The organism is Streptomyces sp. CCM_MD2014 (genome assembly GCF_000772045.1).
Lineage (GTDB): Bacteria > Actinomycetota > Actinomycetes > Streptomycetales > Streptomycetaceae > Streptomyces > Streptomyces salinarius.
In genome coordinates, this window is the sequence record NZ_CP009754.1 from 8,241,278 (window position 1) to 8,265,792 (window position 24,515).

The window sequence follows — 24,515 nt, forward strand, 5'->3', positions numbered from 1 at the left end:
GCATGGCGGCCCGGCGATCCGCCCGACCGCTTCCTGGTCGGCCTCGCCGGCCCCTGGTCTCCGCCCCCCGGACTTGCTGCGTGCGGGCAAGGACTGGAAGATGCCGGTCCGTCTCGTCGAGGGAGCGAGCGACCGGCTTCCGTTCGTCCTGACCGGCGTCGGCACTGCCCGACCGGTGGGTGTCCGACGGCCCGGCGGAGGGCGCGCCACGCGTTCAAACCGGCGCTCGGCGCACGGGCAGAGCGCTCGACGGCGCTGCTGTGACACCTCGCGCTCTCACACGCTGTTGGGGGACCGGCGGGCGCGGACAGCATCCTTTCAGCACCGCGAGAGAAGGGGCTTGTGATGGCCAGTGAGTTTCAGCGGACCAAGTTGCAGGACATGTTCAACGCCTTCGACGTGAACGGCGACGGCTGCCTGGAGGAGGCGGACTTCGCGGCCCTGACCACCCGGTGGAGCCGGCTGCCCCGGGTGCGGGCGGACGGCGAACTGGCCGCGCGGGTGGAGGACGTGTTGCTCGGATGGTGGCAGCACCTCTCGGAGGCCGTCGACACGGACGACGACGGGCGGATCGACATGGACGACCTCCTCGCCATGGTCGACCGGCTGCCCGCCATGCGGGACGCGGTGGCCGCCACCGCCGACACGGTCTTCGACGCCGTGGACGAGAACGGTGACGGCCGCATCTCGAGGAACGAGCACCAGAGGCTGATCGACGTGTGGCACGGGCAGGGGATCGCGACCGGTGACGTGTTCGACCGTCTCGACCGGGATGCCGACGGTTACCTCAGCCGGTCCGAGTTCGCCGCGCTGTGGATCCAGTTCTGGATCAGTGACGACCCCGCCGAGCCGGGCAACTACGTGTGCGGGCCCGTCGCGGGTCACTCCCTCCGCTGATCCGCGGCCCCGGTCGGCCGGGCGGGCGGCGGGCTGCGGGGCGGCACCGGCCCTCGCGGGTCAGCCGTTCTCCGGAGCGATCAGCCACGCCACGAGGGTGCGCCACCGCTCGGGCCGGTCGGTGTCGCGCGGCCCCACGAGGTAGACCTCCTCGACGAGGTCCTGTGAGCGCAGGTCGTTGCGGGCGGCGAAGGAACCCACGGCGCCGTAGGTCAGGTCGAGGTCGTCGTGCCGTCCCTGATGGGTGGCGACCGCGGCCGTGCGCCTCGGCAGGTGCAGCTCGCGCACCGTGCCCGGCACTTCCGGCGGCAGCGGAGCGTCGAAGGGAACGTAGACGGTGGCGCGGCCATGGCCTTCGGTGAACAGGGTGTGCTCGTACCGGCCGCCAGGTGGGAGGACGGAGCGCTCTCCGGCTGCCGCGTCCAGGTCTCGCATCGCTTCGTCGTACCAGTCGAGGCCGGCTCCCCGCGGTACGTCGAGGGACACGGCCAGGACGCGCCGAGCGGGGAGTTCCTCCAGTGTCACCGCCCGCTCCGCCTCCGGGTCGAGGAGTTCCCGCAGCGCTTCGACGGCCCGCTGGGTGCGGCCGAGCCGGTCCTCGAGCCGGCGGAGGTGGGCCGCGACGACCTGCTGCGCGGTGCCGAAGTCCGGCCCGTCCGCGGACTCGGCGGCGAGAAACCGCCGCAGATCCGCCAGCGGGAGGTCCAGGTCACGGAAGCGCCTGATGGTCAGCGCCGGCCGGATCTGCGCGGGGGAGTAGTAGCGGTAGCCGGTGTCCGGATCGACCTCGGCGGGGACGAGCAGGTCCTGCTCGTGGTACCGGCGGAGCATGCGGATGCTCAGGTGCGTGACGCGGGAGAACTCCCCGATCGTCAGTCTGTCCGCCATGGAGCGCTCCTCCTCGTGGACGGGCCGCCGTCCGGCCGCGCGTGGTCAGGGGGTGATGGTCAGCACGGTGATCTTCCCCCGAACGTCGCGCTCGAAGGCGAAGCGGAGGGTGACCGGGCTGCCGGGGAAGTCCCCGGAGACCTGCGCGACGGCTAGGCAGGCGGCAGGGGTGCCGGTCACCTCCAGCAGGTCGTAGTCGACGTTCGGCGTCTCCTCGCGCCACCGGCGTACTTCCGCGAGTCCTCTCAGGCTGCGCCCGTCGTCGTGCACGGCGGCGTTCTCGTGGAACAGAGCGATGTAGTGCTCGTGGTCGGGGCATGTCGCCGCGGCGACGTACTCCTGGACGAAGGCACGGATGTCCTGCACGGCTGTCTCCCATGTCGTGACGGTGAAGGTTCACACGGTGCGGATGGTGCCGCCGTCGACCACGTGCTCGGATCCGGTGATGCCACTGGCCCGGTCCGAGACCAGGAACGCGATCGTCTCGGCGACCTCTTCGGGCTCCGCCGGCCGTCCCAGCGGGATGCCGCCCAGCACCCGCATCAATTCGCCGAGCGCGGCCTCGCGGGTGATGCCGCCCTCGCTCATCCGGCGTGCCAGCAGGCCCTCGGCGCCGTCGGTGCGAATGAAGCCGGGAGCGACCGAGTTGACCCGGACGCCCGCCGGGGCCACCTCGTTGGCGAGACCCTTGCTGTACGTGGTCAGAGCACTCTTGGCCGCGGCGTAGGCCAGGGTCGAGTGGTGCAGCGGCATCCGGCGCTGGATGGAGGTCACGTGTACGACCGCGCCCGAACCGCGAGCCACCATGCCGGGGACGATCGCGCGGTCGAGCCGGACCGCGGGCAGAAGGTTGAGTGCCAGTTCCTGCGCCCATCGCTCGTCGTCGAGCGCCGCGTATCCACCGGCCGGAGAGCGGGAGCCGCCCACGACATGCACCAGGATGTCCGGCACGCCGACCAGCTCGGCCACGGCCTCGGACGACGCCTTGACGCCTTCGGGTGTGCTCAGGTCGGCGGGCACGAAGACGACGTCGGCCGTCTCCGGAGCCGAGCGGGCGATGGAGACGACCCTCGCCCCCGCCTCCCGCAGCAGCCGTGCCGTCGCCAGCCCGGCTCCCTTGCTGCCACCCGCCACCACGGCGACGCGTTCGTCGAGATCATTTCTGTTCATGTCGGCCAGCGTGGGGCCTCTCCCGGGGGGAGACTCAAGCCGGGCGGCGGCCCGGCTCCGATCCCGTCGAGGCGTCGGCACGGTCCCGGGTTCTGGTCGGGGCGTCAGGTGGGGGACTTCTCTCCGAGCTTCCGGGAGAACGCCGTGGCGGACGCACGCGAGGCCTGCTCCACGATGCTGATGCCGACCTCCTGGGTGCTGCAGCCGTTGAGAAGCACCGCCATCAGATAGACGCGCCCCTCACGCTCTATCCGACCGATGCTGTTGACGTCCCACTTCTTGGTCTGGGTCCGCTTGAGCCACCCGTTCTTCAGCGCGGTCGTGCCCGAGTCGGCCGCCGCCGACACGCCCCAGGTCTGGCTTCCCACGACGTGCCGCATCAAGTCCTGGATGTAGGCCCGCGACGCCTCGCTCAGGGGCGACTTGTCGCCGAACACGGACTGGAGCAGGCGTATCTGATCCTCCGCTGTGGTTTGGGTGATGCCCCAGACGGTCCCGGAACCACCCTGTGTCTGGAACAGGCCGAGCCGTTCGTTGGCCGCGTCGAGCCCCGAGGCGCTGCCTATCCGAGTCCACAGGGCACTGGTCGATTCGTTGTCGCTCTTCTGGATCATGGCGGCGGACTGGGCACGCTCCTCGGTGCTCAACCTCCGTCCCTGGTCCTGCGCTTGGAGCAGCAGGGTCGCCAGGATGTCCACCTTCACGATGCTGGCGGTGTCGAAGACGTCGTGTCCGTAGGTCGCCATGGCACCGGTCTCGACGTCCAGCATCGCCACGGACATCCGGTTGTCGCCGAAGAGCGCGGTCACGGGCGCCAGAGCCGGTCCGAGGTCGAACGGTTTCCGTGTCGAGGCGGGCGACGGCGACGGCTTAGATGCGTCCGCAGGCGCCTCGTCCGCCTTCGCCCGGGCCGAGACGGCCGATGGGGACGGAGCCTTCCCGTCGGCGGACGCGGACGACTCACCGGAGTTGCCTCCGGTGAGGGCGTAGGCGGCGGCACCGCCGATCAGGATCACGACCGACGTCACGGTCCACGCCATGCGGCGTCGCCTGGCCCTGCGACGACGTCGTTGCTCCCGGCGAGAGCGGCCGCGTCGCCGAACAGGTGGGGTCTCATGCACGGGTGGGATGATAATCGAATCAAAGTTCGAGATCATCGGGTATCTCGACGGTGCGTCCTTTCCTGGTCGTCGACCACTTCCTTGTTCCGGATGGCGAGACGCACCTCACACCTCACCGGCGTCACGTATCAGGTCACGGATGGTCAGGTAGGGGCGTAACGGCGGAACAGTCATGAGCTGGAACCGGCCGACTCGCGCCCACGAAGGAGGTTCCATTGTCATGAGCGCACTCACCGACCTTCTGTCGGCCGACGGCATCCGGCTCGACGTAGAAGCGGAGGACTGGAGGTCCGCCGTTCGCGCGTCCGGACAGGTGCTGGTCGACGAGGGCATCAGTGCGGCCGAGTACACCGAGGCGATGGTACGCAACGTCGAGGAGAACGGCCCGTGCATCGTCCTCGCCCCGGGGTTCGCCCTGGCCCGCACCCGCCCCTTCGAGGCGGTGCTGAAGACCGGCATGTCCTGGGTGAGGCTGGCCTCTCCCGTCGCCTTCGGTCACGAGACCAAAGATCCGGTGCACCTCGCAGGGACGCGAAACACTGACCGCGTCCTGGGAGGTGAGGCTTATGACCGTGGTGTTCACGCGTTCGGCCATGAAGAGCCGGGTCCGCGCCGGGATGTTGCGGCCTTCGGTGGCGACGAGATCCCACGAGGGAATGTCCTTCCACGCCGCGGCCGGGGCGCCCCCCGGCGCGGCATCGGTCACGGGCCGGGGTAGCTGTATCGCCCGTCCGGCCGGGATGGTCCGACGCGACTGTGTGGGCGGCGGATCGGGGACCTTGTCTGCGGGCTCGAGGCCGGGCCAGGACCAGTCAGGAGGCGGCCAACGGTACGGTCATCACCCGCATGGTGGGACGAAGAGCCATGGCCGGGTCCGGAAGGCCGCCCGGTGCAGGCTGCCGGCCCGCGGCCAGTAGGCTGGTCGTTTGCTGTCGGACCAGGGAGGTCGACGTGGACTATGGCGACAAGCTCTTCTGGCTCTCGGTTGTGATTCAACGCAAGTACGCGGAGGTCTGCGCCGAGTTCGATATGACCCCCTCGCAGGCCACGCTGCTCTGCGCGGTCAGGAACGAGCCGCGGCGGATGGCCGACCTCGCCGCGTCGTTGGGTATGACCAAGAACGCATTGAGCCAGCTGGTCGATCGCACTGCGCGGCGCGAGTTGGTCGTCCGGGCAAGCTCGGCGCAGGACCGCCGGGTCGTCATGCTCAGCGCGACGCCCACGGGGAAGGCGCTCGGCGAGGCTGTTTACGCCGCGGTCGCCAAGCGCCTGCCCGAGATTGCGAGGGATCTCGACGCCGACGACCAGCGCGACTTCGAGCGCGTGGCCACCGCCATCGTGGACACCTCGGACCTCTCTTCGCCCACCTCGGATTAGCCCATCGCACTGTGAGGTCCCGCTGCACACGCATCTTGACGAGGTTCACGGCATGAACTAATTTCGTTCACGCCATGAACTAGTGAAGGGTGGCAGCGATGAGCGCACAGACGACCGGCACGATCGCAGTTTTCGGCGCGACGGGGCAGCAGGGCGGGGCGGTGGTCGACGCGCTGCTGGACCACAAGGCGCGGGTGCGGGCCCTGGTCCGCGATCCGCGGTCCGACCGGGCTCAGGCGCTGGCCGCCCGCGGCGTCGAGCTGGCGGCCGTCCGGGCCGAAGACCCGGCGTCGTCGGCCGCCGCGCTGGCGGGGGTCGAGGCGTTCTACTTCATGACCCCGGAGGCGAACAGCCTCGAAGAGGTCGAGGCGGAGGTCCGCATCGGTACCGCGCTCGTCGACGCGGCGGTCGAGGCGGGCGTCCCGCACGTCGTGTTCAACTCGGTCTTCGGCGCGGACCGGGAGTCGGGTGTGCCGCACCACGACTCGAAGCACGCGATCGAGGAGCACCTGAGGAAGTCCGGTCTCAGGGCCTCGATGGTCCGCGCGACCGCCTTCATGGAGAACTTCGCGAGCGTGCTGGCACCGAGCCTGGAGCACGGGGAGATCGTGCTGAGGATGCCGCTGCCGGAGGACGTTCCCCTGAAGATGATCTCGGTCAGGGACATCGGCCGGGTCGCCGCCGCGCTCCTGCTCGGCACCGCCCAGGCACCCGGCGGAGCCGTCGAGCTCGTGGGCGACGAGCTGACGGGCCCGCAGATCGCCGCGGCGTTCGGCGCGCACGCCGGGCTCCCGGCACGATACGAGGCCCTCCCGGTGAGCGTGCTTCCCAACGATCTCGACAGGGTGATGTTCCGCGAGTTCGCGCAGGCGGCGGAACACCCTGCGGACCCCGCGATGGTGCGCGCGATCGAGCCGGCCACCCTGGACCTGGCCGAGTGGATCCGAGCCACCGGCTGGACCGCGCCCACAAACGTGGCACCCTCACCCTGAAGGCTGCCTAACTGGCTCTAACAAAAGCTGCTGATCATGAGACTGTCGGCCTCTCCGCTCGTAGGTCTGGGCATGGGAAACCGTCAGTCGCGGCCGTGGATCGTGTCGGATGAACTGTGGTCGCTGGTCGAGCCGTTGCTGCCGACGCCAGGTCCGAAGAAGGTCCAGGGCAGACCGCGGGTGCCGGACCGGCAGGCCCTGTGCGGAATCCTCTTCGTCCTGCACACCGGCATCCAGTGGGAGTACCTCCCTCAGGAACTCGGCTTCGGCTCGGGCATGACCTGCTGGCGGCGCCTTGCGTCCTGGAACGAGGCCGGCGTCTGGGACCAGCTCCACCAGCTGCTGCTGAACGAGCTGCGGTCGAAGGACCGGCTGGACTGGGAACGGGCGGTGATCGACTCCTCGCACGTGCGGGCTGCCCGACGGGGCCCAAAAGCGGACCGAGCCCGGTCGACCGCGCACGGCCGGGCAGCAAGCACCACCTCATCGTCGATGGTCAGGGCATCCCGCTCGCGGTATCGCTGACCGGCGGCAACCGCAATGACGTCACCCAGCTGCTGCCCCTCCTCGACAAGATCCCGCCCGTCGCGGGCCGGGTCGGCAGGCCCCGCCGGCGGCCGGACGCTCTGCTGGCCGACCGCGGCTACGACCACGACATCTACCGCCGCCAGCTCTGGCAGCGCGGCATCCGGCCCGTGATCGCCAGACGGGGCGAGCCACACGGCACCGGCCTGGGCATCTTCCGCTACGTCGTCGAGCGCACGATCGCCTGGCTCCACGGCTTCCGCCGCCTACGCATCCGCTGGGAACGACGCGACGACATCCACGAAGCATTCCTCGGCCTCGCCACCTGCCTGATCACCCACCGCCACGTCCAACGCCTTTGTTAGGACCTCTAAGGGCTCATGCCCTGGGAGGATGGCCTTGTGGTGAGCATGCAGGAGTGGGAGGAGGCACGTCGTCGGCTGCACTTCGGGCAGCGCTTCTCCGGAAGGGTGGTCCAGGTGCCAAGACCTGGCACGATCGGCGTTGTCGTGGACATCGGACTCGTCGTCGGCGGCTTCGTTGACGTGCTGTTGCTGCCGGAAGATGGCACTCGGTGGCCGATCGTGGGCACCGAGTCCGAGTTTGAGGTCTGGTGGGTTGATGAACGGCCGCAGATTCGACTGAAACCGGTGGATCCCCAGTACCTACGAGAAGGCTTCACCGAGTGGCTCAGCCGGTGGCGACCCGGGTGGCCCCAGGAGCACGGCCTACCAGTCCTGACCATCGACTCGCCGCCCTCAGCACCTGATGCCGTCGGCTGAGGTGATCACCTACAACTCTGGGCGACGTTATCCGCAGCGAGACCCTGAAGGCCGAGGCGTTCGTCGCTCTGGAGCAGGACGCTCGCCTCAAGCCGTCCGGTGGCCAGTGGTACAGCGCCTACAGCAACACCTACGTCAACTCCGCCAGCGCCCTGGACCTCGACCACCTCGTACCCTGGTTGGGAGTTGAGGCTCCAGCACCTCCGCCTGAACCGGGAAGGAACTGCGAGGCCCACGCCAACGACCTCGGCGACGACCGGTCCCTGATCGCGGTCACCGCGGCCACCAACCGGTCCACGGCAGACCAGGACCCGGCCGAGCGGCCGCCCCGGTACCAGCCGTACCACTGCCAGTTACTTCACCGACTGGATCGCCACCAAGCTCCGCCGGCAGCTCGCCGTCGACCAGGAAGAACGTGACACTGTTACCCGGACCACGGCGAACTGCCCCAGCCTCCCGGTCGAGGTCACCCTCGCGCGGCAGCCACTTGCCAGTGCACCGCCACGCGACTCCCCCCGCCGGGCACCCGGACCGAGCCGGCCCGCCAGCCGGTCAGTACGAACAGCCGCTGGTGGGGAGGCTGCTGGGCGTCGGAGGGGTCTGGCCGTCGTACAGAGCGAGGAGCAGCGGCTGCGGACAGTGCTTCACCCCGCCGATCCGGATCTCGAAGTGGAGGTGCGGTCCGGTGGACTGTCCCGTGTTCCCGGACTCCCCGAGGTACTGGCCGGGTGTCACCACGGTCCCCGCGGCGACGCCCCGCGAGTCGAGGTGGCCGTAGATGTAGGTCGTACCGTCGGCGCTCGTCAGGGTGATGCCGTTGCCGAAGCCGCCGTCGATGTAGCCGACCGTGCCGCGCGTGACCGCGTACACCGGTGTGCCGATCGGTACCTGTATGTCGATGGCTGCGTAGTCGTGGTGGGGGTCGTCCAATTCACTGCGGGGAACCGCGGACCGGGGCAGCACGTACGCGTAGTTGCGGCCCGTGCAGACGGCGGTCTCCGGCTCGGCGGACAGCAGGGTCTGGGTCCAGCCGGAGGTGTCGACCGGGTCGTCGTTGTGGTAGACGATGTCGCTCCCGGAGCCGTCGGTGGGATTCATGTCCTGGTACCAGTACATGCCGCCGGCCGACGTCACACCGTAGTAGAGACCGCCGCCGGGGGAGAGCAGCTTCTCGAAGCCCGACCAGTCGGCCGACGCCAGCAGTTTGCTCGACCAGGCGCCCGCGCTGTCGATCCGGTACTCGATGAGCCGCCCGTCCGCGGTGTTCGCGAGCAGCCGGTCGTCACCCGTCGAGGCGAGCGTCTTCAGGACGAAACCGGTGCCGATTTCACGGCGCTGGCCGATGTGTTGGGATCCGGCCGGCTTGGGCTGGGAGACCAGGTACTGGATCAGCATTCCTCCGGCGGTCCCGTACAGGTGGCCATGTCCGTCGTACACGAGCTTGTCGTGCGTCCAGCCGGTACCGATCTGCACCGGCGCGCTCATCAGGGCCAGCGAGAGGTTGTTGGTTCTCACGTCGATCCGGTAGAGCGTGCCCGCGCTGTCGGTGGCCAGCACGGTGTTGAAGTTCAGTGTCGCCATCGCCTTCGGGACGAAGCCGAGGTCGGGTCCCACCAGTGTCTTGAGCCGGTCGCCGCTCGAGGGATCGATCTGGGAGTAGGTCAGACGGCCGTCGGCCAGCGCTCCGTAGATCGACACCGATCCGGAGCAGTCCGCATCCGCGGCAGCCTGGGCGGTGAGGGACAGCGCTCCGGTCGTAGCGGGTTCGGCCGCCCGAGTCGTGGCGGTGGTGACGGACACGAGGCCAAGGGCCAGAGCCCCCGTGAGAAGCGCGCGGACGGCGCCGCGGCGCCTGCTGGTCTGCAACGTTGGACCTCCGTGGTGTGTGATCCGGCATCGCGCGCCGTTGGGTGCCCGGCGAACGCCACCGGAATCCGCCGGGACATCGACAGGCAAGGGGTCCTGCCGACGCCTGTAATCGTCTCCACAGGGCAGACCGAGGCACCTCTGCCGTGACCTGTCCGTTACATGCGCATGCCAAGATGTCCGGAGGAGTGCGTACAACGTGACGCGTGAACTCCTTGACCGCCGCCGGCTCATACACCCCTGGCACGACTCAGTCCCGGGACGTGCCCTCCGCCGCCGGGTCTTGTCACCCAGCTACACCTGCAGCCCTTTGACAGGGCCGCGGCGCAATTCCCGTGCCCGAGGGCAGCGCGTCCCCCGGACGGGGACGGAGTGCCAGACCAGCGGGTCCCGGTGACGGCTCTTCCGGTGCCGGAGGGGCAGGGTCCTGTCCGCTGAGGTCCAGGACCTGAGGATGCCTCAGGAGCCCTCGCGCGAGGTGTAGTTGGCGGAGGGGTCGACGCCGGTCAGCTCTGTGCTCGCGTCCCACAGCCGGCGCGCTGTTTCGGCCTCCTCCAGCTGGGCCCACAGTCGCTCGCGGTGTGGGCGGCCCCGGAGCCCGAAGACGCGCGGGCCCCACAGTTCGCCCCCGGCGATACGGGGGTCGAGGACCGCCCGGGCCGCGGGTCGGGCGCCGGCGTGCTTGCCCTGAAGAACGAGGGCGGCGGGCGCCGCGCGCAACATCGCCCCCGCGTTCCGTACGTGGACGGGCGGCCGCGACGGGGTGAGGGAGTCCAGCGCTCCGCCGGGGTGGACCACCACGCTGGTCACTGCGCTGCCCGCGGCGCGCAGCCGGCGATCGAGCTCCAGGCCGAAGTACATCTGGGCCAGCTTCGACCGGGCGTAGGTGCGCTTGGCCTGGTATCCGGCCCGGGACTGCAGATCGTCCAGGTCCAGTCGCTCGGACTTGGCGGCGAAGCTGCCGACGGTCACGACGCGGGCGCCTGGCGCGGCTTCCAGCAGCGGCATCAGCCAGTGGGTCAGCGTGAAGTGTCCGAGGTGGTTGGTGCCGAAATGGATCTCGTTGCCGTCCACCGTCAGCTTGCGCTCCGCCTCTTCGAGGAGGACGCCGGCGTTGTGGACCACCGCGTCGAGGCACTCGACATCCAGGGAAGCCGCAGTCTCCCGGAGTGAGCCCAGGTCGGCGAGGTCAAGGGTCACTGACCGCACCCGCGCACCGGGCACCCGTGCGCGGATCGAGTCCATGGCGGACTCGGCCCGTTCGGCGCTCCGGCTGCCCAAGACGACCGTGGCGCCGGTGCCGGCCAGTTGCTCGGCGGTGAAGTACCCGATACCTGCGTTGGCGCCGGTGACCAAGTACACGCGGTCGGCGGCGGAGCGGGGCTGGGACACGGTGGGCCTCCTGTGAGGTGCGACAGCGGCTGCCCGGCGGAGCAACCCGCTTTCATGGCATCACTGGCCACCGACATATCCCCGACAACGATCCGACAGGGAAGAGCAGAGGCCGACACGCAGAAGACCGCAGCACCCGTGGTCTCCCTGACGCCGCCGGACACAGTGTGCAGCCGGCAAGCTCGGGCGCTCGTCCGCCGACTGAACGGGAGACCACCCGGCACCGGCAGGCACGCGGCGGCCCTGCGGTTCGCGGAGTGTCCCGTTCACCGCGGAGCACGCACTCGATGCGATGGGCTGGCCGGACTCGTCGTCGAGCCACCGGACCGCCGAAGGCAGACGGCGAGTCCGAGGGCCCCGGGACGAAGCCGCTACTGGTTGTTGCGATACAGGCCGCCGACGTCACGGACGTTGCCCATGAACAAAGGGGTCTGTGGACAGCTTGAAAGTCCGCGTGCGGTGCGGCGCGAGTGCGAACGCCCGCCCAGATCCGCGAGATCGCCGACTGCGACAGGCCGGTGGCCGCCGCCATCGGCCTGGTCGACCAGGAGGCGGCGTTCTTCGGCTTTTCCTCCAGCGTCTTGACGACGACCCGCTCGACGTCCGTGTCGGTGATCTTCCGCGGGAAGCCGGGCCGCGGCTCGTCACACAGACCGTCCAGGCCGCGTTCGATGAAACGCCGCCGCCAGGAGCGGACCGTGTCCGGACTGACCCGCAGCCGGCGTGTCACTTCCGTGACCGAGCGCCCCTCGGCGCATTCCAACACGATCCTTGATCGCTGGGCCAGAGCCTGGGCCGTTGTGCGGCGACGCACCCACCACTCCAGCACGGCCCGCTGGGCATCGGCCGACGACAACGGCGGAATCTTCGGGCCCGGACGGCTCATACCGAACCAACGACGAATCTCCGACTCAGGTCACCAGGCCCTGTCCGGCGCATCGTCCCAGACTCCCCGAGCACAGCCGGTGATGTGGACTGACGGTGCTTCCGATCAATTGGATCGACACCCGTTCCGGGTTGCGGGAAACTCCTCGCGATGACTCAACGAACCGACACGCCTCCTACGTGGGACGAGCGTACACAGCTGGTCACCTTCCTGAACTACGCTCGTGACACCGCGCGAGCCAAGTGTGAGGGCGTGTCCGCCGAAGACGCCCGCAAGGCCCCGATCCCGAGTTCACCGCTGATGACGGTGTGCGGGCTGATCAGCCATCTGCGTTGGGTCGAGTACTACTGGTTCCAAGTGATGTTTCTGGGCGAGGAGCTCGCGGGGCCGCTCAACGAGGCGACCGACGACGATCCCGACCCTGAGATGCGGACAGCAGTCGATATCCCGTTGCCCCAGCTTCTTGCCGAGTACGAGGAGCAGAGCGCCCGCTACCGTCGCCTGGTGTCCGACCACGACCTGGACGCAAGGGCCAAGCGTTCCATCAGCGACGGCCGCCACGTCGACCTCCGGTGGGTGATCCTCCACCTCATTGAGGAGACGTCCCGCCACAACGGCCACCTCGATGTCGTGCGTGAGCTCGTCGACGGGCGGACCGGCGCCTGATACCTGCCATGCGGATGGCGAGCTGAGCCACAGTCGGATCGCTGCGACGGTGATCGTGCCGTGGAAGACGTAGGCACGCTTGTCGAACCGTCGTGGGCCGGAGAACGCGGCCAAACCCTCGACACCGTCGGACAGGGGTACGTGGGCAACTGACTGGTCGGCGGCATGAGCACCCGGTACAACGTTCGCGACTTCCTTGTCTGAGCAGCTCGACGCGGCAACGGATCCCGCCGGCCTCGACGAAGACGTCCACTAGGACGCGCCCCGGCAGTGCCTGCACGACGACCAGCTGCCACTCGACGTCAGGGGCGCGGGCGCGCTCGTCCACCTCTATGCCGGCCCCTGAACCGGATCGTCGCTCTCACCAGCAACGACATCCGACCAGATTCCGCCGGCAACCGATCCCTCCTGGACCGCCGGCCTCTTTCTCTGCCCCCACCGTTCGACACCTGGTCGAGCAACTCGCACCAGACCATGAGACCGCCGCCGCGTCGGCGCCTGTGAGGCTAGTCCAGGGAAGCTTGCCTCGGCCTCGCCCACGAGAGCAATTGTCAAGAGTTGTGGATCACGGTGCCGTCCCAGCATGGATTAATCGTTCTTACGGAATCTCGGGAGTCGGTAGGTTGTCTCCTCGAAGCCGGTTCGGAGAGAGGCTGCCGGGGTGCTTACGCTGACGGAGATTGCTGAGGATCCCCTTCGCCTGACAAGCCGTCTGAAACCTCATGGCGGTTCGGATGTCATCCTCCGCCCCCTGACGCACGCCGACGCGGGGCAATTGGCCGAGTTCCTCGATGCACTGTCCTCCGAATCGAGGCGCTTCAGTACATTCGGCGGGTACGACCTTGCGACCGCCCGGGAGCTGTGTGACGCGATCGCGCGCTACGACAAGCTCAGGCTGGTGCTCGAGGATGTGCCGTCCGGCAGGATCGTCGGCCTGCTCGAATTCAGCCTCGCTCTGACTCCTGGGGACATCGCGCGCTACCAGGACGCGGGCATCCGCCTCGCCGAGACAACTGACTGCCGCTTCGGCCCCACTCTGGCTGACGGCTACCAGGGCCGAGGCGTCGGGACGCTCGCCTTCCCGCTTGTCACGGAGGTCGCACGACTGCTTGGCAGGACAAGGATCATCCTGTGGGGCGGCGTCCGCGCCGACAACCCTCGCGCCATCCGCTACTACAAGAAGAACGGCTTCCAACCGGTCGGCTTCTTCACCGAGGCGGACGGTTCCCTGTCGCTCGACATGATGCTGGACCTGCACCCAGCACCGGATCCGGCAGGGCCCTCGACCCGACGCGGTCACCCGTAGCAGCGCCGGCCGACCTTCCGCAGTCTGGCCGGCGACGCGCAACAGTAGCCGCCCAGCAGACAGCTCGTTTACCGCGCGTCGGGCGCTTCACGCGGCCACCGCTTCGGGGCGCTCGACGAGCTGGCCGGGTTCGAAGGGGGCTCCGGCGCAGACGAGCGGCACGAGGTGGGCACCGTTGACCGCCCGCCAACGTGCTTGGGCCGGCTCGACGAGCTTGATCACCATCGCCAGGCCGGCGGCGCGGGAGCCGGCGCCCTTGGTGATCTTGGTACGGAGCCGGACGGTGGCGAAGGTCGACTCGATCGGGTTGGTGGTCCGTAGGTGGCTCCAGTGCTCGTCCGGGTAGTTGTAGAACTCCAGCAGCACGTCCTGGTCGTCGGTGATCTTCTTGACGGCCTTGGGGAACTTCGCACTGTGGAGCTGGGTGAACGTCTTGATCGCCTGCTCGGCGTGCTCGCGGTCCTCGGCGTTGTAGATGTCCTGGACCGCCTTCTTCGCCGCCGGCTGGGCCGATTTCGGCATGGCGTCGAGGACATTGGCGGTTTCGTGAACCCAGCACCTCTGCTCGCGGGTGGTGGGGAAGACCTCGCGCAGGGCCTTCCAGAACCCGAGAGCGCCATCGCCGACCGCCGGCACGGGCGCGCGCATGTCCCGCCTTGCGCAGTCCCGCAGCAGCCCGGCCCACGACTCGGGCGATTCCCGGTAGCCGTCGGCCATGGCCACCAGTTCCTTGGTGCCGTCCGCGCGCACGCCGATGACCACCAGGACGGCGGCCTTGGCTTCGTCCAGGCGTATGCGCAGGTGGATGCCGTCGACCCAGACGTAGACGTAGTCGGTGCCGGACAGGTCACACTCCCGGAAGGCGGCGTGGTCGGCCTGCCACTGGGTGGTCAGCCGAGTGACGGTGGCCGACGAGAGCCCGGCGGAGGAGCCGAGGAATTGTTCCAGCGCGGGCGCGAAGTCCCCGGAGGACAGGCCGTGCAGGTAGAGCAGCGGCAGCACCTCGGCAATCTTCGGCGACTTGCGGCACCGGGGTGGCAGGATCGCCGAGGAGAACCGCTTGCGTTCACCGGTGGTCCCGTCGACGCGCTTGTCGTTCACCCGCGGAGCCTTCACCTCGATCACGCCGGCGGCGGTGGCGACCTTCCGGGGTTGGTGGTAGCCGTTGCGGACCAACAGGCGCCGCCCCATGTCGTTCCGCTCGTGGGCCAACTCGGCAACATAGGCGTCGACTTCTGCTTCCAGAGCGGCGGCCAGCATCCGCCTTGCGCCCTCCCGGACGATCTCGTCCAGCAGAGAGCCGTCTCGCGTGGTGCCGTCCCTCGTTGACTACGGTGAGCACAGGGCGCGCCTTCCCGACCGACGCTGCTACGTCGGCCTTGCCCGGTCACCTATCGATCAATCACCCGGGAAGGTACGCCCTCCCGAGCTGATCCACAGGTTCTGAGCATTCCTCCGCCCACGACCTACCGCCTGCCGTCCTGGCCTCGGTCACCGGCATACACGCGATCACGGCAGAACAGTGGCACCAACGCGCGGCATCCGACTTGAGCGCCTGCCTCGCCGCCCGGCGCCGGACGGCGACCAGCACGGACTGCGGATGAACGAGTCCTGCAGTGCCCGCTGAGGTCGAGGCGGTCAGATTCCGGCCCCTCATGCCGGCTCCCACGTCGTGCGGGCTGGCCGCCCGGTCGTCGCCTGGTGGCCAGCCCTCGTGTTTGCAGTAGGCGCTGCGGGCACCGCCGCCCTCAGCTGAGCACCTCGCGCAGGAGCCTGGCGTTCCTCACCAGCTGGCTCGATCCCTTGCGCACGGCGACCTCGTCGACCTGAGAGGCCGGCAGGAAGGCACCCGGGAACCCGGCTCTGCCGACAGATTCTTTGACGGCGTGTGATTTCGGGCGCTGGCGGCCCCCGAGACTGACGCGGTTTGCGCACTCGCGGCGGGTTTGCGTTGTATGGGGATCGACTAGTTGTCGTCGGAGCAGCTGGCAGCTGTCGAGGAGTTGGCAGCTGTCGGGGAGTTGGCAGTGGATCTCCGGCGTGGTGCTGAACCGCAAGATGCAGTCGGGGACTGCGGAACGTCGGAACGAAACGCGGTCTGCCGAATCGGTCGATGCCGTTCGTCTGGGCGAGTGGTCGGCGCACTTCGCTGCTGTTCAGGTACTACTGGGTCCACTCGTACGCGTGATCGGAGACGAATTCGGCGAAGGCGCGCGGCGGACGGCCGGTCAGTTCGAGCACCGCAGTGCTGACCTGGTCTTCACGTCCCTCCTTGATTCCGCGCTCGACGGCGGCAAGGGCGTCTGCGAACTCGGTCGGCATTCCGGAGGCACGGTGGGCGGCAGCCTGTTCCTCCTCCGTAATACGCCGCACCCGAACCTGTTTGCCGGTCTGCGCGGTGATGATCCGCGCGGCCTGTGGATAGCTCATCCCGTGCGGCCCGGTGATCAGGTAGTCGCTTCGAGCTTCCACCTCCAGGTCGGCCAATAGCGCGGCAGCACTGGCCGCGATGTCCCGCGCATCGACCCACCCGAGTTTGCCGTCACCGGCTGCCGTACGGATCTCACCGAGTCGATGGATGTGCTCGGCCAGTGGGTGCGGGCGCAGGAAGTTCTGCATGAAGCCGGACGCGCGGAGTACGACACCTCCGGGCTGGGCCTGAACCTGAGCGGCCATTTCCACGGCGCTGGGGGCGCTCGGCAGAACTATCGCGGAGCCGAGCATGACGAGGCGCTGGATACCGGCCCGCTGTGCTTGGCGCAGGAAGGGCTCGACCAGCGGCAGCGGGTCCACACTCTCCACCGGCGGAAGCAGGAAGACCCGGTCCATCCCGTCGAGCGCAGGTCCGTATGTGGTCGGGTCATTCCAGTCGAAGCGGATCGGATCGGGGTCGGCTGCGGCTGGGTTCCGGCTGGCGACCCGAGCCCGCACACCGGCGTTGCGGAGCACTTGCACCAGCGTCTTGCCGGTCTTGCCGGTCCCTCCGGTCACGAGCACTCCGGACATCAGGCGTCCTTCCTTCCAAGTGAGTCAATCAGCCCGGCGAGATTCCCGGCAGCGGCGGCCGCCGACAACGGGCTCCAGTAGTCCCGGAACAGAGCGATCTGCCCGTCGCGGACCGTGAGAACGACGATGTAGTCCAGGACGTAGGGCTGGGAGGTGGCCACGGTGCGGCCGGTGGCCGTCCACTCCACCACGACGGTGTCCGTTTGCTCCGTGGGCCGCACGGTAAGCGCGGCCACCTCCTTCATGTCCATCAGCTCCGGATAGTGAGCGAGGTAGGCGCGTACCTCCTCACGTCCGCGGAGAACGCGAGGGGAGCTCCCGGCTGCGAAAGGGAATTCCGCAATTCCGTCAGGGGCCCACAGATCTGCCACGGCATTCATGTCTTTGGCCAGCAGCAGGTCGACCATGCGGTGAAAAGTCTCCTCAGGCGTGCTGTGCACCATTCCTCCTCGTAGTCAACAAACCGACTGGACCACCATGCACAGCAGGTGTGCGGACGCGGAACGGACGGCTAAGCCCCGGACCAACAGTGCGAGGCTCAGCCGCCCCTCCTGTGACAGCATGGAAGAGTGAGCAGCCAGGAACTCGCAGACTTTCTCCGCCGCCGCCGTGAGGACCTGCGACCAGAAGACGTGCAGGCCGAGATGGCGCTTCCACCAAGTCGGCGTGTCCGTCGCACACCCGGATTGCGCCGCGAGGAGGTAGCCGCCCTGGCGCAGGTGTCAGTGAGCTACTACGAACGACTGGAACAGGCACGGGCGCCCCGGCCTTCACCGCAAGTGCTGTCCGCGCTGGCGACGGCTCTCCAGCTCACTGAAGCAGAGCGTGACCATCTGGCCCGCCTGGCCGGACAGGTGCTGCCGGCAGAGAACGACGGTGCGCCGGAGCACGTGCCTGAGGACGCCCAACAGTTGCTCGGCAGACTCGACGGCATCCCTGCCTACATCGTCAACGATCGGCAGGACATCGTCGCCTGGAACGCAGCAGCTGCAGCGCTGATCACGGACTTCTCTCGTCTCACACCCGACGAGCGCAACCTCACGCGCATCTCAACGAGATTCCGTGGCACCCTCTGCGCCGGCGCGCCCGGTTCGGAGGCCGATTTCTCTCAGCAGGTAGCCGCTCAATTGCGCGCAGCCAGCCTCCTGTACCCCACAGACAACGTGCTCGCGGAGCTGATCAACGAATTCGCGACCCACGATCCGAATTTCGCGAGCAGCTGGCGCAGACATGCTGTGCGCCCCGTACCCTGCGTGCGAAAAAACCTGCATCACCCCACACTGGGCGAACTCGAAATCGACCGGCACACCCTCAGCCTGCCCGGCTCGGGTTTCTCCTTGGTGATGTACACGGCAGAAGCTGGCAGCCCCAGCGCCGCTGCATTGAAGAGCCTTTGACCGCTTCCGCCACGGCAGCCACCGCGTCTGCCGAGGTCGGGCGGCGGGGGTGGAACCGTAGCCTCGGGATGGAGAACTGCCCACTTTGGGGTTCACGCGCCCATTTCGAGTAGGCCCAGAGCAGCCGTGTGCCGGTGTCTGCCTCGGGCATGCCCCGGGAGCTTCGTGACTACTTCGACCGTTGGCGATGCGTTGCCGCGCCCGGAGTACCGAGACCGTGGGCACGATCGCGGGCGTTCGTCGCGGCCACAGGCTCAGGAACCTGCCGCGTTTGTGGGCGCGGTCCAGCCGGTGGCTCGGATCCACTCGGCCAGGTCCAGGGTGGCCGGCTCGATCGCGCGCACCATCGCGGGGTCCGCAGGGTGTTCCGCCGCCTTCGCGAACTCGCGGAACATCACCCTGTCGAGGTCGTTGGGAAGCACGCTCACCGGGAGGGCCTCGTACCGTGCCGGGAGCCCGGCGTGCGCGCCGAACGCCGTGGCGATCTGGGGGCCCGTCAGCTCGTCGCCCACGAGCTCGACGGCTCCGCCGGGTGCCTGGGCGGTGCCGAGCAGAAGCGCGGCGGCGACCCGGACGATGTCCCTGACCGAGATCATCTTCAGGGGAACGTCCTCCGGCAGCGGCATCCTCAGCACGATCTCCTGATCTGGCCCCGCAGGTGACGGTTCGCTGCGTAGGCCGGACTACGCGAGGTCCGTGCTCGGTTGGCGGCGCCAGTCCCATCCGGCATAACGGTCCAGCAGCTTGAGGAACTCGCTCGTCTGGAGGATCTCGTAATGGTTGGTGTCGACAAGACCGTCCAGACCAGGGAGGACGTCGCGGAGCAAGGCCCGGGCCGCGTCCATGGACTGGCATGACACGTAGACCGCGTAAGGTTCGCCGATCCGGGTCCTCACCTGGTCCAGCTCTTCACGCTCGTAGTCCGCCAGGATCCCGCCCGAGAGGTCGATGTAGTACGAGTACCCGTGCCGGTGCAGCCTGTCATCCCCAGTCACAGCGTCCGGCACGAGGTCAAGAGCACGGATTCGCCCCTCAAGCAACGGACGTCGCTCCGCGGGGACAAGGATGATCACAGATGGCCAGGACACGCAGTTACCGTAGCGGAGCAGGCTTCTCTGGGCCTCAGACTTTTGGCCGGCTGTGCACCTTCTCCAGCAAGGAGACAGGCTCCAGGCGCTGGTGGGGGTCGTAGGTGAAGCACTGGGTGTCGGGGGTTCTGATGCCGCCGAGTGTGGTGGCGGACTTCGGCCGGCCATAGACGTGACAGAACAGCCGGTCCGCCGAGATAGCGGATCTTCGAACCTCACTGATCGTCAGCCGTGACAGCGCCCCAGTTCCGGCCTGACGAACCGCTGGTATGCAAGGGCCCACACGTCGGTCTCGCGGCGTAGCCGTCTCATCGTGGACAGCGGGTCCTCAGCCCAGCCCTCGAGGAGTGACCCAGCGGCCGCCTGGCACGACCGTTCGAAGACCACGGCGCCCGCGGCAGTGTCCAGCCCGGATTCGAGGAAGCCGACCGTTTCGATGGCACGCGCGGAGATCTCGTCGCGGGACATCGCCTCGTCCCGATCCAGACGCCCGAGGGCGGCAGCGGCAAGGTCTCGGTATCCGGCAAGGAACTCCTCGGAGAGAGGGAGTGCAGAAGCCTGTTTCCACAACTTGTCGTTCGCCTCCTCAGCCTCTCGGAGGAGCCTGGGATGAACCTCGGAACCGCGCAGATGGCGCCACACGGACCGGACTCCCCCGTCCACGCGGTAGTACAGGGACTGGAGACGTTCGTCCGCACACACAACGAAAACCGCGCTCCCGATCCGGAGGACCACGGACGCGTCGTAGGCCAAGGCGGCACCTCGGGCCAAGTCCTGCATGTGTGTGCTCCATCCTGTTGGGCTGTGCCGGCGAAGACGCCCGTTTCCCCATACCTGCCATCGGTCGACTACCACTCGAGCGTAGTAGCCGACGTAATGGCCGCTCCTCGGGCTGTCAGGAAGTTCTCACACGCAGGGCAGATCGGTCATGCCGGGGGAGCCCCTGGAGCCGTGATGCCGGAACGGCAGACGATCTTGAGTTCCGTCAATCGTCCGTAACCAGCACGAGGAATCGATCGACGACTCACGCCAGCCCTGTGACCAGTGCCTTCAAGATGGAGGAGTTCCGCGTCGCCAAACCCGAGACCTGGCCTGAGGCAGCGATCACCACGGTCACCGACACCGCCAACTACGGCAAGGCCGAAACCCAAGCGTGAGACCGGGTCCACCCGGGGCTGACCCACCGCTCGGCCTGGCTGGGGCCGACGGTGACTCCCCGTCGTTGAGGGCACTTTGGCGGCTGAAGGTAGAATTTCCTTTCAAGTAACAGGGTTGATCGGAGACACAGACGACGTGCCCGAGCTCCAACCTCTCCAGTTGGCCCGGCTGCTGCGCGAGCACGGGGTCCCGGCCATCCTCTGCGCCAACTGTGGCGATCCCCTCACCGACCGGCATCCGCGATGGAGCGGTGTATGGGTTTCGCCCAGCAACGACAGCGGACCGCTGTGCGAGGCCCCCGCCCCTGCGCTGCGGCTCCTCGCCCCGCTATGGCCGACCTCTTCGCCGGAGTCCGGTCTGTCGCCGACTGGGCGAAGCGGCTCAGGCCGTCCGTCCTTGCCGAGGCCCGCTACGCCTTCGACGCGTATATGAAGGGCGACACGGAGCCGATGAGGACTTCCTGCGCCGCTGCCTGCGTCTGTGGCCGGTGTTGGAGGATCACTGTCATGCTCTGGCCGTGGCGATGCTCGAGCGCGCGTGGGACCTCGGCCAGGTGGGCCTGGACTTCACCGGTGGTCAAACTCCTTCGCGGCCAGCGAGAGGTCACCATCTCGTCGACGCCGGTCAGGCGCTTCTGCCGCTTCTTGACGATCTTCGGTTCGAATGAGCCGTCGCGCTCGCGGGGCACGGTGATCTCCACCGGGGCGACATCGGCGAGCACCGTCTTGGAGCGTGTGCCGTTGCGTGAGTTGCCGCCGTTCTTGCCTGCTGGGTCGTGCTCGTCATAGCCGAGGTGGTCGGTGATCTCGCCTTCCAGGGCGGACTCCAGCAGCCGCTTGGTCAGCTGTTGCAGCAGCCCGCCGTCGCCGGTCAGCTGCAGGCCCTCGGTCTGGGCCCGGGCCACCAGCTCGTTGATCAACTGGTCGTCCACGGCCTTCGCCGGCACAGTCTTCGAGGGCTCAACGGCCTCGGGCTCAGCCACGTTCTCACTGGTCACCGATGCATCCTCCATGATCGGGAGTTACACCGAACGATTGACAGTCCCACCGGGCACGGCTCGCCCGATGGGCCGACGGGCGGGTACGGCTGCGCTCCAGGCGGGGCACAGTGGGACAACCCTTGGTTAGGTGATCAGGGGGAGGTAGATGGTGTCGACGATTTCCTGGATGTCCTGGGAGGGCATCGGTTTCATGTCCATGAGTGCCTGGTGGCGGAGTAGGTCGTAGGGGAGTCGGGTGATGCGGGGGGTGAGTTTTGTGCCGTCGATCTGTCCGCGTTCGACAGCGCGCTGCGTGACGGACTCGATCAGTGTCCACCTTTCATCGATTAGGGACGCGCGCAGGTCGGCGGGCGTGGTTTCCGATTCTTCGAAGTAGGCGGCCAGCTGTGCGGTCATGGCCGCGGCGAACATGGTGAACGCGCCGTTGAGCTGTTCGAGCAGGCCGATTGTGTCCTCGCGCAATGCCCCGGTGTCTGGGTCGGTGAGCGGGAAGCTGTCGCTGACGCGGCCGATGGCGTCGCGGACGAGGAGGTCCTTGGTCGGCCAGTGGCGGTTGACGACCGGACGGCTGGTGCCGGCGCGGTCTGCGACCGCGGCGAAGGAGAGGCCCGCGTAGCCACGTTCCATGAGTTCTTCCCAGGCGGCGTCGAGGAGGGCGGCCTGCAGTTCTGCGCCACGTCGGCGGCGGGGTCTGGGCTCCGGACTTGCAAGATGCATGTGTGCATCTTATTTTGAATGTCCGGTGCACAGCAAGCGGTACGGCCCCTGTCGTGCTCCTGGCCGCATCGCCGACGCTCCGGCACGGCTGTCGTGCCCCCTTACGGAAGGAAGAACATCATGAACACTCGCAACGATGCCCAGCAGACCACCCCGGTGTCGATAGATGTGCACACCATGGGCCGCACCGTCGACGAGACCCAGGTCGACCAGTGGGAGCTCAAGGCCGCACGCCGGGCCCTGAGGAACCTCAAGAGCGTGGCCAGCGGCCAGGTGATGATGGACCTCCTCGCCGGACAGATCGAAGCCGGCGACCGGTACTACAGGGAACTCGTCGCGGCCTCCGGCGGCGCCTACCGCGAGTCACGCACAGAGTTCACCATCCGCGGCCTCAGCGGCACCGCGCTGGCCAACTGGTTCTCCGCACAGGCCGGCACCGGACGCTTCCTGGACAAGTCGCTGCTCCTCAACGCCCACCCCGAGCACTACGTGGAACCGCCCACCTACACCGGCGGCATGGTGGAGACGATCGACGGCCGCCTGTGCCGGTTCAAGGTCTCGGTGGCGCGCGAACTCCCCGACGCCGTCGCCGTCTTTCTCGACGCCTCCTACCCCGTGACCCTGATGACCGCCCTGCTCAGTCTGGATGACGACACGCCCTTCGCCTACTGCCTCCACCAAGCCCGCGACACCGACGCCGGCGCCGACGTGGTGGTGCGCGTGATCTACCCATCGGCCGCCCCGGACTCATTGATCGAGGGCCACTGCGAGCACCTGTCGATCGAATTCCGCAGCTGGATCCGCAACGCGGCCACCGCCACCCGCTGACTCGGCAAAAGCCACGCACATGACTTTCACGAAAAGGAACGCGCTGGTGACCGGGGCAGGGGCGCTCGGCGGGCTGGGGCACGCGGTGGCACGATCCTCGCCTCTGGCGGTGCCTACGTGACGGTCACCGGACGCGACCCGCAGCACGGCGCCCAGGTCGTCGAGGATCTCGGTGTCAAGGCCCGGTTCCTGCCAGCCGACCTCAGCGACAGCGAGGACGTGCGGAGCGTCCACGGGGCACGGTCAATCAGGGCAGAAGAGTCGTCGGACGTCACCCACAGCGGCGCGATGTTGCGCTCGCGGGCCTTGGCGGAGCGCCGCCGTACGGTGTTCGCGGTGATGGGGGAGTACTGGGCCTCCCACCCGACGCGCGCGCCCGCTCCCGTCACCAGCACATCGGTGACGACCCGCCCGTCGGGCGACCGGGCCTCGGTCTCCACATCCAGCCCGTGCCGCGCTGGCGTGCGAGCGATCCGCTCCTTCATCGCCTTGTGCTTGTCGCTCTCCTGCGGTGTCGCCGCATGGGTGAGAGGCAGATGCGCCGCCACCCACGTGACCTGTCCGTGGCTGCGCCGGCGCCGCACGAACATTCACGGTGATTTGCCGGCCAGAGCGCACTGGCACTCCTCGCCCCGGTAGTCCTTCAGGCACTGCAGCAGGTTCCTGGCGCGCTGATCGACGGGCTGGGTGATCTCCTCCAGCAGCCCGGCATAGCCCGAGTTGCCGAGATCTTCATACGTCAGGGTGATCTCGATGCCGTGCCCGGTGTGGAACACCCGGTGGCACCATGGCAACGACAGTAGGCCCCGGTGCAGGGCGTGGAAAGAGGACCGCGGGGAGGGCGTCCGCGCCGCACCGCGGTGAAGCCGCTGGGCCGCAGGCCTCCCGCCCGTCGGGCAGGGAGCTTTCCGTGAGGTGGTCCACCTTCACTTCGGCCAAGTGCCCCAGGGCGTCACCGACGCGACGCTGTCGAGGGAAGAGGAGGCCGGTGCGCCGTCGCCTCGGGGACGAGATGTCCGGGAACTATCGGGGGCTATGGAACGTCTGGTTGAGTGAACACAGGGAGAACAGTGAGGAGTTGGTCGTCGTGGACGTCGTGATCGGCGTTGACCAGAAGAAGACTGCCGACTCGGAGAGACAGCTGCGGTCGCTGTACGAGTGGCTGCTGGCTGATGCGGCATGCCGCCGGCACGCCCGCCCCACGCTGGGATCCGGCGCCGCGGCAGTTCCTGGGGCGCAAGGCGGCGTCATCGATGTGCTCAGCCTGGTACTCGGGACGGGCTTCAACGCTGCGTCACTTGCGGTGGCGGTCGCTGCATGGCGGCGCAGCCGGCCGGGAACGCCGACACTCGTCGTCGAACGCCCCGACGGGACCCGGATCGTCCTGACCGGTGCAACGGACGAGGAGGCCGGACGTCTGCTCGCCGAACTGGAGCAGGAACGGGCATAGCGG

General features: G+C 68.3%; 26 protein-coding genes and 3 pseudogenes. 12 read left to right on the forward strand and 17 right to left on the reverse strand.

The genetic code is table 11. From position 1 onward, the window contains the following. Positions 1-345 precede the first annotated feature (345 nt). Positions 346-897 (forward strand): EF-hand domain-containing protein, encoded by a 552-nt coding sequence (locus NI25_RS36905; RefSeq protein ID WP_061446649.1) that lies wholly within the window; start codon positions 346-348, stop codon positions 895-897. A 60-nt stretch (positions 898-957) separates the two neighbouring features. Here NI25_RS36905 and NI25_RS36910 read toward each other — a convergent pair whose 3' ends face one another. From NI25_RS36910 to NI25_RS36925, 4 genes are all read right to left on the reverse strand, one after another. Beyond that, entirely contained in the window at positions 958-1,785 is an 828-nt protein-coding gene (locus NI25_RS36910; protein ID WP_061446650.1) for a MerR family transcriptional regulator, read from the reverse strand. 45 nt (positions 1,786-1,830) lie between these two features. Next, positions 1,831-2,151 carry a nuclear transport factor 2 family protein gene (locus NI25_RS36915; protein ID WP_061446651.1) on the reverse strand — a complete coding sequence of 107 codons (321 nt, stop codon included), beginning with the start codon at positions 2,149-2,151 and terminating at the stop codon, positions 1,831-1,833. Positions 2,152-2,181: 30 nt separating this feature from the next. After that, positions 2,182-2,955, reverse strand: coding sequence for an SDR family oxidoreductase (locus tag NI25_RS36920; protein WP_061446652.1), 774 nt, complete (start codon positions 2,953-2,955; stop codon positions 2,182-2,184). A 104-nt stretch (positions 2,956-3,059) separates the two neighbouring features. Beyond that, positions 3,060-3,995 (reverse strand): serine hydrolase, encoded by a 936-nt coding sequence (locus tag NI25_RS36925; protein ID WP_383520675.1) that lies wholly within the window; start codon positions 3,993-3,995, stop codon positions 3,060-3,062. Positions 3,996-4,296: 301 nt separating this feature from the next. Between NI25_RS36925 and NI25_RS40425 the strand changes: the two genes are divergently transcribed. The 5 genes from NI25_RS40425 (at position 4,297) to NI25_RS36950 (ending at position 7,752) form a co-directional block, all read left to right on the forward strand. Next, a complete protein-coding gene (locus NI25_RS40425) occupies positions 4,297-4,794 on the forward strand; it encodes a PTS sugar transporter subunit IIA (RefSeq protein ID WP_233520822.1) in 498 nt (165 codons plus the stop codon). A gap of 233 nt (positions 4,795-5,027) precedes the next feature. Continuing rightward, positions 5,028-5,453: a MarR family winged helix-turn-helix transcriptional regulator gene (locus NI25_RS36935; protein ID WP_061446653.1), complete on the forward strand. Its 426-nt coding sequence runs from the start codon at positions 5,028-5,030 to the stop codon at positions 5,451-5,453. A 98-nt stretch (positions 5,454-5,551) separates the two neighbouring features. Continuing rightward, positions 5,552-6,445 carry an NmrA/HSCARG family protein gene (locus NI25_RS36940; RefSeq protein WP_061446654.1) on the forward strand — a complete coding sequence of 298 codons (894 nt, stop codon included), beginning with the start codon at positions 5,552-5,554 and terminating at the stop codon, positions 6,443-6,445. A gap of 72 nt (positions 6,446-6,517) precedes the next feature. Continuing rightward, positions 6,518-7,335 (forward strand): IS5 family transposase gene (locus NI25_RS38140; protein WP_420710689.1). Its coding sequence is split into 2 segments (ribosomal slippage): positions 6,518-6,881 and positions 6,881-7,335, totalling 819 coding nucleotides; the frame shifts between segments, so codons are not numbered across the junction. 45 nt (positions 7,336-7,380) lie between these two features. After that, positions 7,381-7,752 (forward strand): hypothetical protein, encoded by a 372-nt coding sequence (locus NI25_RS36950; RefSeq protein WP_233520868.1) that lies wholly within the window; start codon positions 7,381-7,383, stop codon positions 7,750-7,752. Between the two features lie 552 nt (positions 7,753-8,304). Here the strand turns inward: NI25_RS36950 and NI25_RS38145 are convergent. From NI25_RS38145 to NI25_RS40430, 3 genes are all read right to left on the reverse strand, one after another. Then, a complete protein-coding gene (locus NI25_RS38145; RefSeq protein ID WP_233520823.1) occupies positions 8,305-9,552 on the reverse strand; it encodes a peptidoglycan DD-metalloendopeptidase family protein in 1,248 nt (415 codons plus the stop codon). Positions 9,553-10,077: 525 nt separating this feature from the next. Then, positions 10,078-11,010 carry an SDR family NAD(P)-dependent oxidoreductase gene (locus NI25_RS36960; RefSeq protein WP_107071982.1) on the reverse strand — a complete coding sequence of 311 codons (933 nt, stop codon included), beginning with the start codon at positions 11,008-11,010 and terminating at the stop codon, positions 10,078-10,080. A 52-nt stretch (positions 11,011-11,062) separates the two neighbouring features. Further along, a complete protein-coding gene (locus tag NI25_RS40430; protein ID WP_233520824.1) occupies positions 11,063-11,896 on the reverse strand; it encodes a helix-turn-helix domain-containing protein in 834 nt (277 codons plus the stop codon). A gap of 150 nt (positions 11,897-12,046) precedes the next feature. On the opposite strand from NI25_RS40430, the gene NI25_RS36965 reads away from it, so the two are divergent. Together NI25_RS36965 and NI25_RS36970 are read left to right on the forward strand one after the other, a co-directional pair. Continuing rightward, positions 12,047-12,562, forward strand: a complete 516-nt coding sequence (locus tag NI25_RS36965; protein WP_061446656.1) for a DinB family protein — start codon at positions 12,047-12,049, stop codon at positions 12,560-12,562. A 661-nt stretch (positions 12,563-13,223) separates the two neighbouring features. Further along, positions 13,224-13,868, forward strand: coding sequence for a GNAT family N-acetyltransferase (locus tag NI25_RS36970; RefSeq protein ID WP_061446657.1), 645 nt, complete (start codon positions 13,224-13,226; stop codon positions 13,866-13,868). Between the two features lie 87 nt (positions 13,869-13,955). Here the strand turns inward: NI25_RS36970 and NI25_RS36975 are convergent, their stop codons facing one another. The 3 genes from NI25_RS36975 to NI25_RS36985 all read right to left on the reverse strand — a co-directional run bounded on the left by NI25_RS36975 (position 13,956) and on the right by NI25_RS36985 (position 17,281). Further along, positions 13,956-15,164, reverse strand: a complete 1,209-nt coding sequence (locus NI25_RS36975) for an IS256 family transposase (RefSeq protein ID WP_078884823.1) — start codon at positions 15,162-15,164, stop codon at positions 13,956-13,958. 867 nt (positions 15,165-16,031) lie between these two features. Continuing rightward, the gene (locus NI25_RS36980) at positions 16,032-16,874 is read right to left on the reverse strand and encodes an NAD(P)H-binding protein (protein WP_061446659.1); all 843 of its coding nucleotides are present in this window, start codon (positions 16,872-16,874) and stop codon (positions 16,032-16,034) included. Beyond that, positions 16,874-17,281: a nuclear transport factor 2 family protein gene (locus tag NI25_RS36985; protein ID WP_233520825.1), complete on the reverse strand. Its 408-nt coding sequence runs from the start codon at positions 17,279-17,281 to the stop codon at positions 16,874-16,876. Before NI25_RS36985 ends, NI25_RS36980 begins: the two co-directional genes overlap by 1 nt. Positions 17,282-17,443: 162 nt before the next feature. Between NI25_RS36985 and NI25_RS36990 the strand changes: the two genes are divergently transcribed. Continuing rightward, positions 17,444-18,271 (forward strand): helix-turn-helix transcriptional regulator, encoded by an 828-nt coding sequence (locus tag NI25_RS36990; RefSeq protein ID WP_061446661.1) that lies wholly within the window; start codon positions 17,444-17,446, stop codon positions 18,269-18,271. Between the two features lie 254 nt (positions 18,272-18,525). Here NI25_RS36990 and NI25_RS36995 read toward each other — a convergent pair. The 3 genes and pseudogenes from NI25_RS36995 to NI25_RS37005 form a co-directional block, all read right to left on the reverse strand. Beyond that, positions 18,526-18,915: pseudogene (locus NI25_RS36995) on the reverse strand (NmrA family NAD(P)-binding protein); the annotation flags it as partial. A gap of 39 nt (positions 18,916-18,954) precedes the next feature. Next, positions 18,955-19,266 (reverse strand): hypothetical protein, encoded by a 312-nt coding sequence (locus NI25_RS37000; protein ID WP_233520826.1) that lies wholly within the window; start codon positions 19,264-19,266, stop codon positions 18,955-18,957. Between the two features lie 318 nt (positions 19,267-19,584). Next, on the reverse strand, positions 19,585-20,139 hold the full coding sequence (locus tag NI25_RS37005; protein WP_061446663.1) for a hypothetical protein: 555 nt from the start codon (positions 20,137-20,139) through the stop codon (positions 19,585-19,587). A 278-nt stretch (positions 20,140-20,417) separates the two neighbouring features. Here NI25_RS37005 and NI25_RS40870 point away from each other — a divergent pair. Further along, positions 20,418-20,595: pseudogene (locus tag NI25_RS40870) on the forward strand (transposase); the annotation flags it as partial. A 463-nt stretch (positions 20,596-21,058) separates the two neighbouring features. Here NI25_RS40870 and NI25_RS37010 read toward each other — a convergent pair. Together NI25_RS37010 and NI25_RS37015 are read right to left on the reverse strand one after the other, a co-directional pair. Then, positions 21,059-21,529, reverse strand: a pseudogene (locus NI25_RS37010) (transposase); the annotation flags it as partial. 111 nt (positions 21,530-21,640) lie between these two features. Continuing rightward, complete coding sequence (locus NI25_RS37015) at positions 21,641-22,234, reverse strand: TetR/AcrR family transcriptional regulator (RefSeq protein ID WP_061446664.1); 594 nt, start codon at positions 22,232-22,234, stop codon at positions 21,641-21,643. A 120-nt stretch (positions 22,235-22,354) separates the two neighbouring features. Between NI25_RS37015 and NI25_RS37020 the strand changes: the two genes are divergently transcribed. Then, positions 22,355-23,062 carry a hypothetical protein gene (locus NI25_RS37020; RefSeq protein ID WP_061446665.1) on the forward strand — a complete coding sequence of 236 codons (708 nt, stop codon included), beginning with the start codon at positions 22,355-22,357 and terminating at the stop codon, positions 23,060-23,062. Positions 23,063-23,175: 113 nt separating this feature from the next. Here NI25_RS37020 and NI25_RS37025 read toward each other — a convergent pair whose 3' ends face one another. Together NI25_RS37025 and NI25_RS37030 are read right to left on the reverse strand one after the other, a co-directional pair. Further along, positions 23,176-23,610 carry a hypothetical protein gene (locus NI25_RS37025; protein ID WP_148315172.1) on the reverse strand — a complete coding sequence of 145 codons (435 nt, stop codon included), beginning with the start codon at positions 23,608-23,610 and terminating at the stop codon, positions 23,176-23,178. A gap of 42 nt (positions 23,611-23,652) precedes the next feature. Then, positions 23,653-23,838 (reverse strand): hypothetical protein, encoded by a 186-nt coding sequence (locus NI25_RS37030; protein ID WP_061446667.1) that lies wholly within the window; start codon positions 23,836-23,838, stop codon positions 23,653-23,655. Between the two features lie 311 nt (positions 23,839-24,149). Here NI25_RS37030 and NI25_RS39565 point away from each other — a divergent pair, with 311 nt between their 5' ends. Beyond that, positions 24,150-24,512, forward strand: coding sequence for an effector-associated constant component EACC1 (locus NI25_RS39565; protein ID WP_158508473.1), 363 nt, complete (start codon positions 24,150-24,152; stop codon positions 24,510-24,512). Positions 24,513-24,515 lie beyond the last annotated feature (3 nt).

Coding starts and splice junctions, on each gene's coding strand:
- NI25_RS36905 (WP_061446649.1), top strand. CDS start 346: ATGGCCAGTGAGTTTCAGCGGACCAAGTTGCAGGACATGTTCAACGCC.
- NI25_RS36910 (WP_061446650.1), bottom strand. CDS start 1,785: ATGGCGGACAGACTGACGATCGGGGAGTTCTCCCGCGTCACGCACCTG.
- NI25_RS36920 (WP_061446652.1), bottom strand. CDS start 2,955: ATGAACAGAAATGATCTCGACGAACGCGTCGCCGTGGTGGCGGGTGGC.
- NI25_RS36925 (WP_383520675.1), bottom strand. CDS start 3,995: ATGGCGTGGACCGTGACGTCGGTCGTGATCCTGATCGGCGGTGCCGCC.
- NI25_RS40425 (WP_233520822.1), top strand. CDS start 4,297: ATGAGCGCACTCACCGACCTTCTGTCGGCCGACGGCATCCGGCTCGAC.
- NI25_RS36940 (WP_061446654.1), top strand. CDS start 5,552: ATGAGCGCACAGACGACCGGCACGATCGCAGTTTTCGGCGCGACGGGG.
- NI25_RS36950 (WP_233520868.1), top strand. CDS start 7,381: ATGCAGGAGTGGGAGGAGGCACGTCGTCGGCTGCACTTCGGGCAGCGC.
- NI25_RS40430 (WP_233520824.1), bottom strand. CDS start 11,896: ATGAGCCGTCCGGGCCCGAAGATTCCGCCGTTGTCGTCGGCCGATGCC.
- NI25_RS36965 (WP_061446656.1), top strand. CDS start 12,047: ATGACTCAACGAACCGACACGCCTCCTACGTGGGACGAGCGTACACAG.
- NI25_RS36980 (WP_061446659.1), bottom strand. CDS start 16,874: ATGTCCGGAGTGCTCGTGACCGGAGGGACCGGCAAGACCGGCAAGACG.
- NI25_RS36985 (WP_233520825.1), bottom strand. CDS start 17,281: ATGGTCGACCTGCTGCTGGCCAAAGACATGAATGCCGTGGCAGATCTG.
- NI25_RS37005 (WP_061446663.1), bottom strand. CDS start 20,139: ATGCAGGACTTGGCCCGAGGTGCCGCCTTGGCCTACGACGCGTCCGTG.
- NI25_RS37015 (WP_061446664.1), bottom strand. CDS start 22,234: ATGCATCTTGCAAGTCCGGAGCCCAGACCCCGCCGCCGACGTGGCGCA.
- NI25_RS37020 (WP_061446665.1), top strand. CDS start 22,355: ATGAACACTCGCAACGATGCCCAGCAGACCACCCCGGTGTCGATAGAT.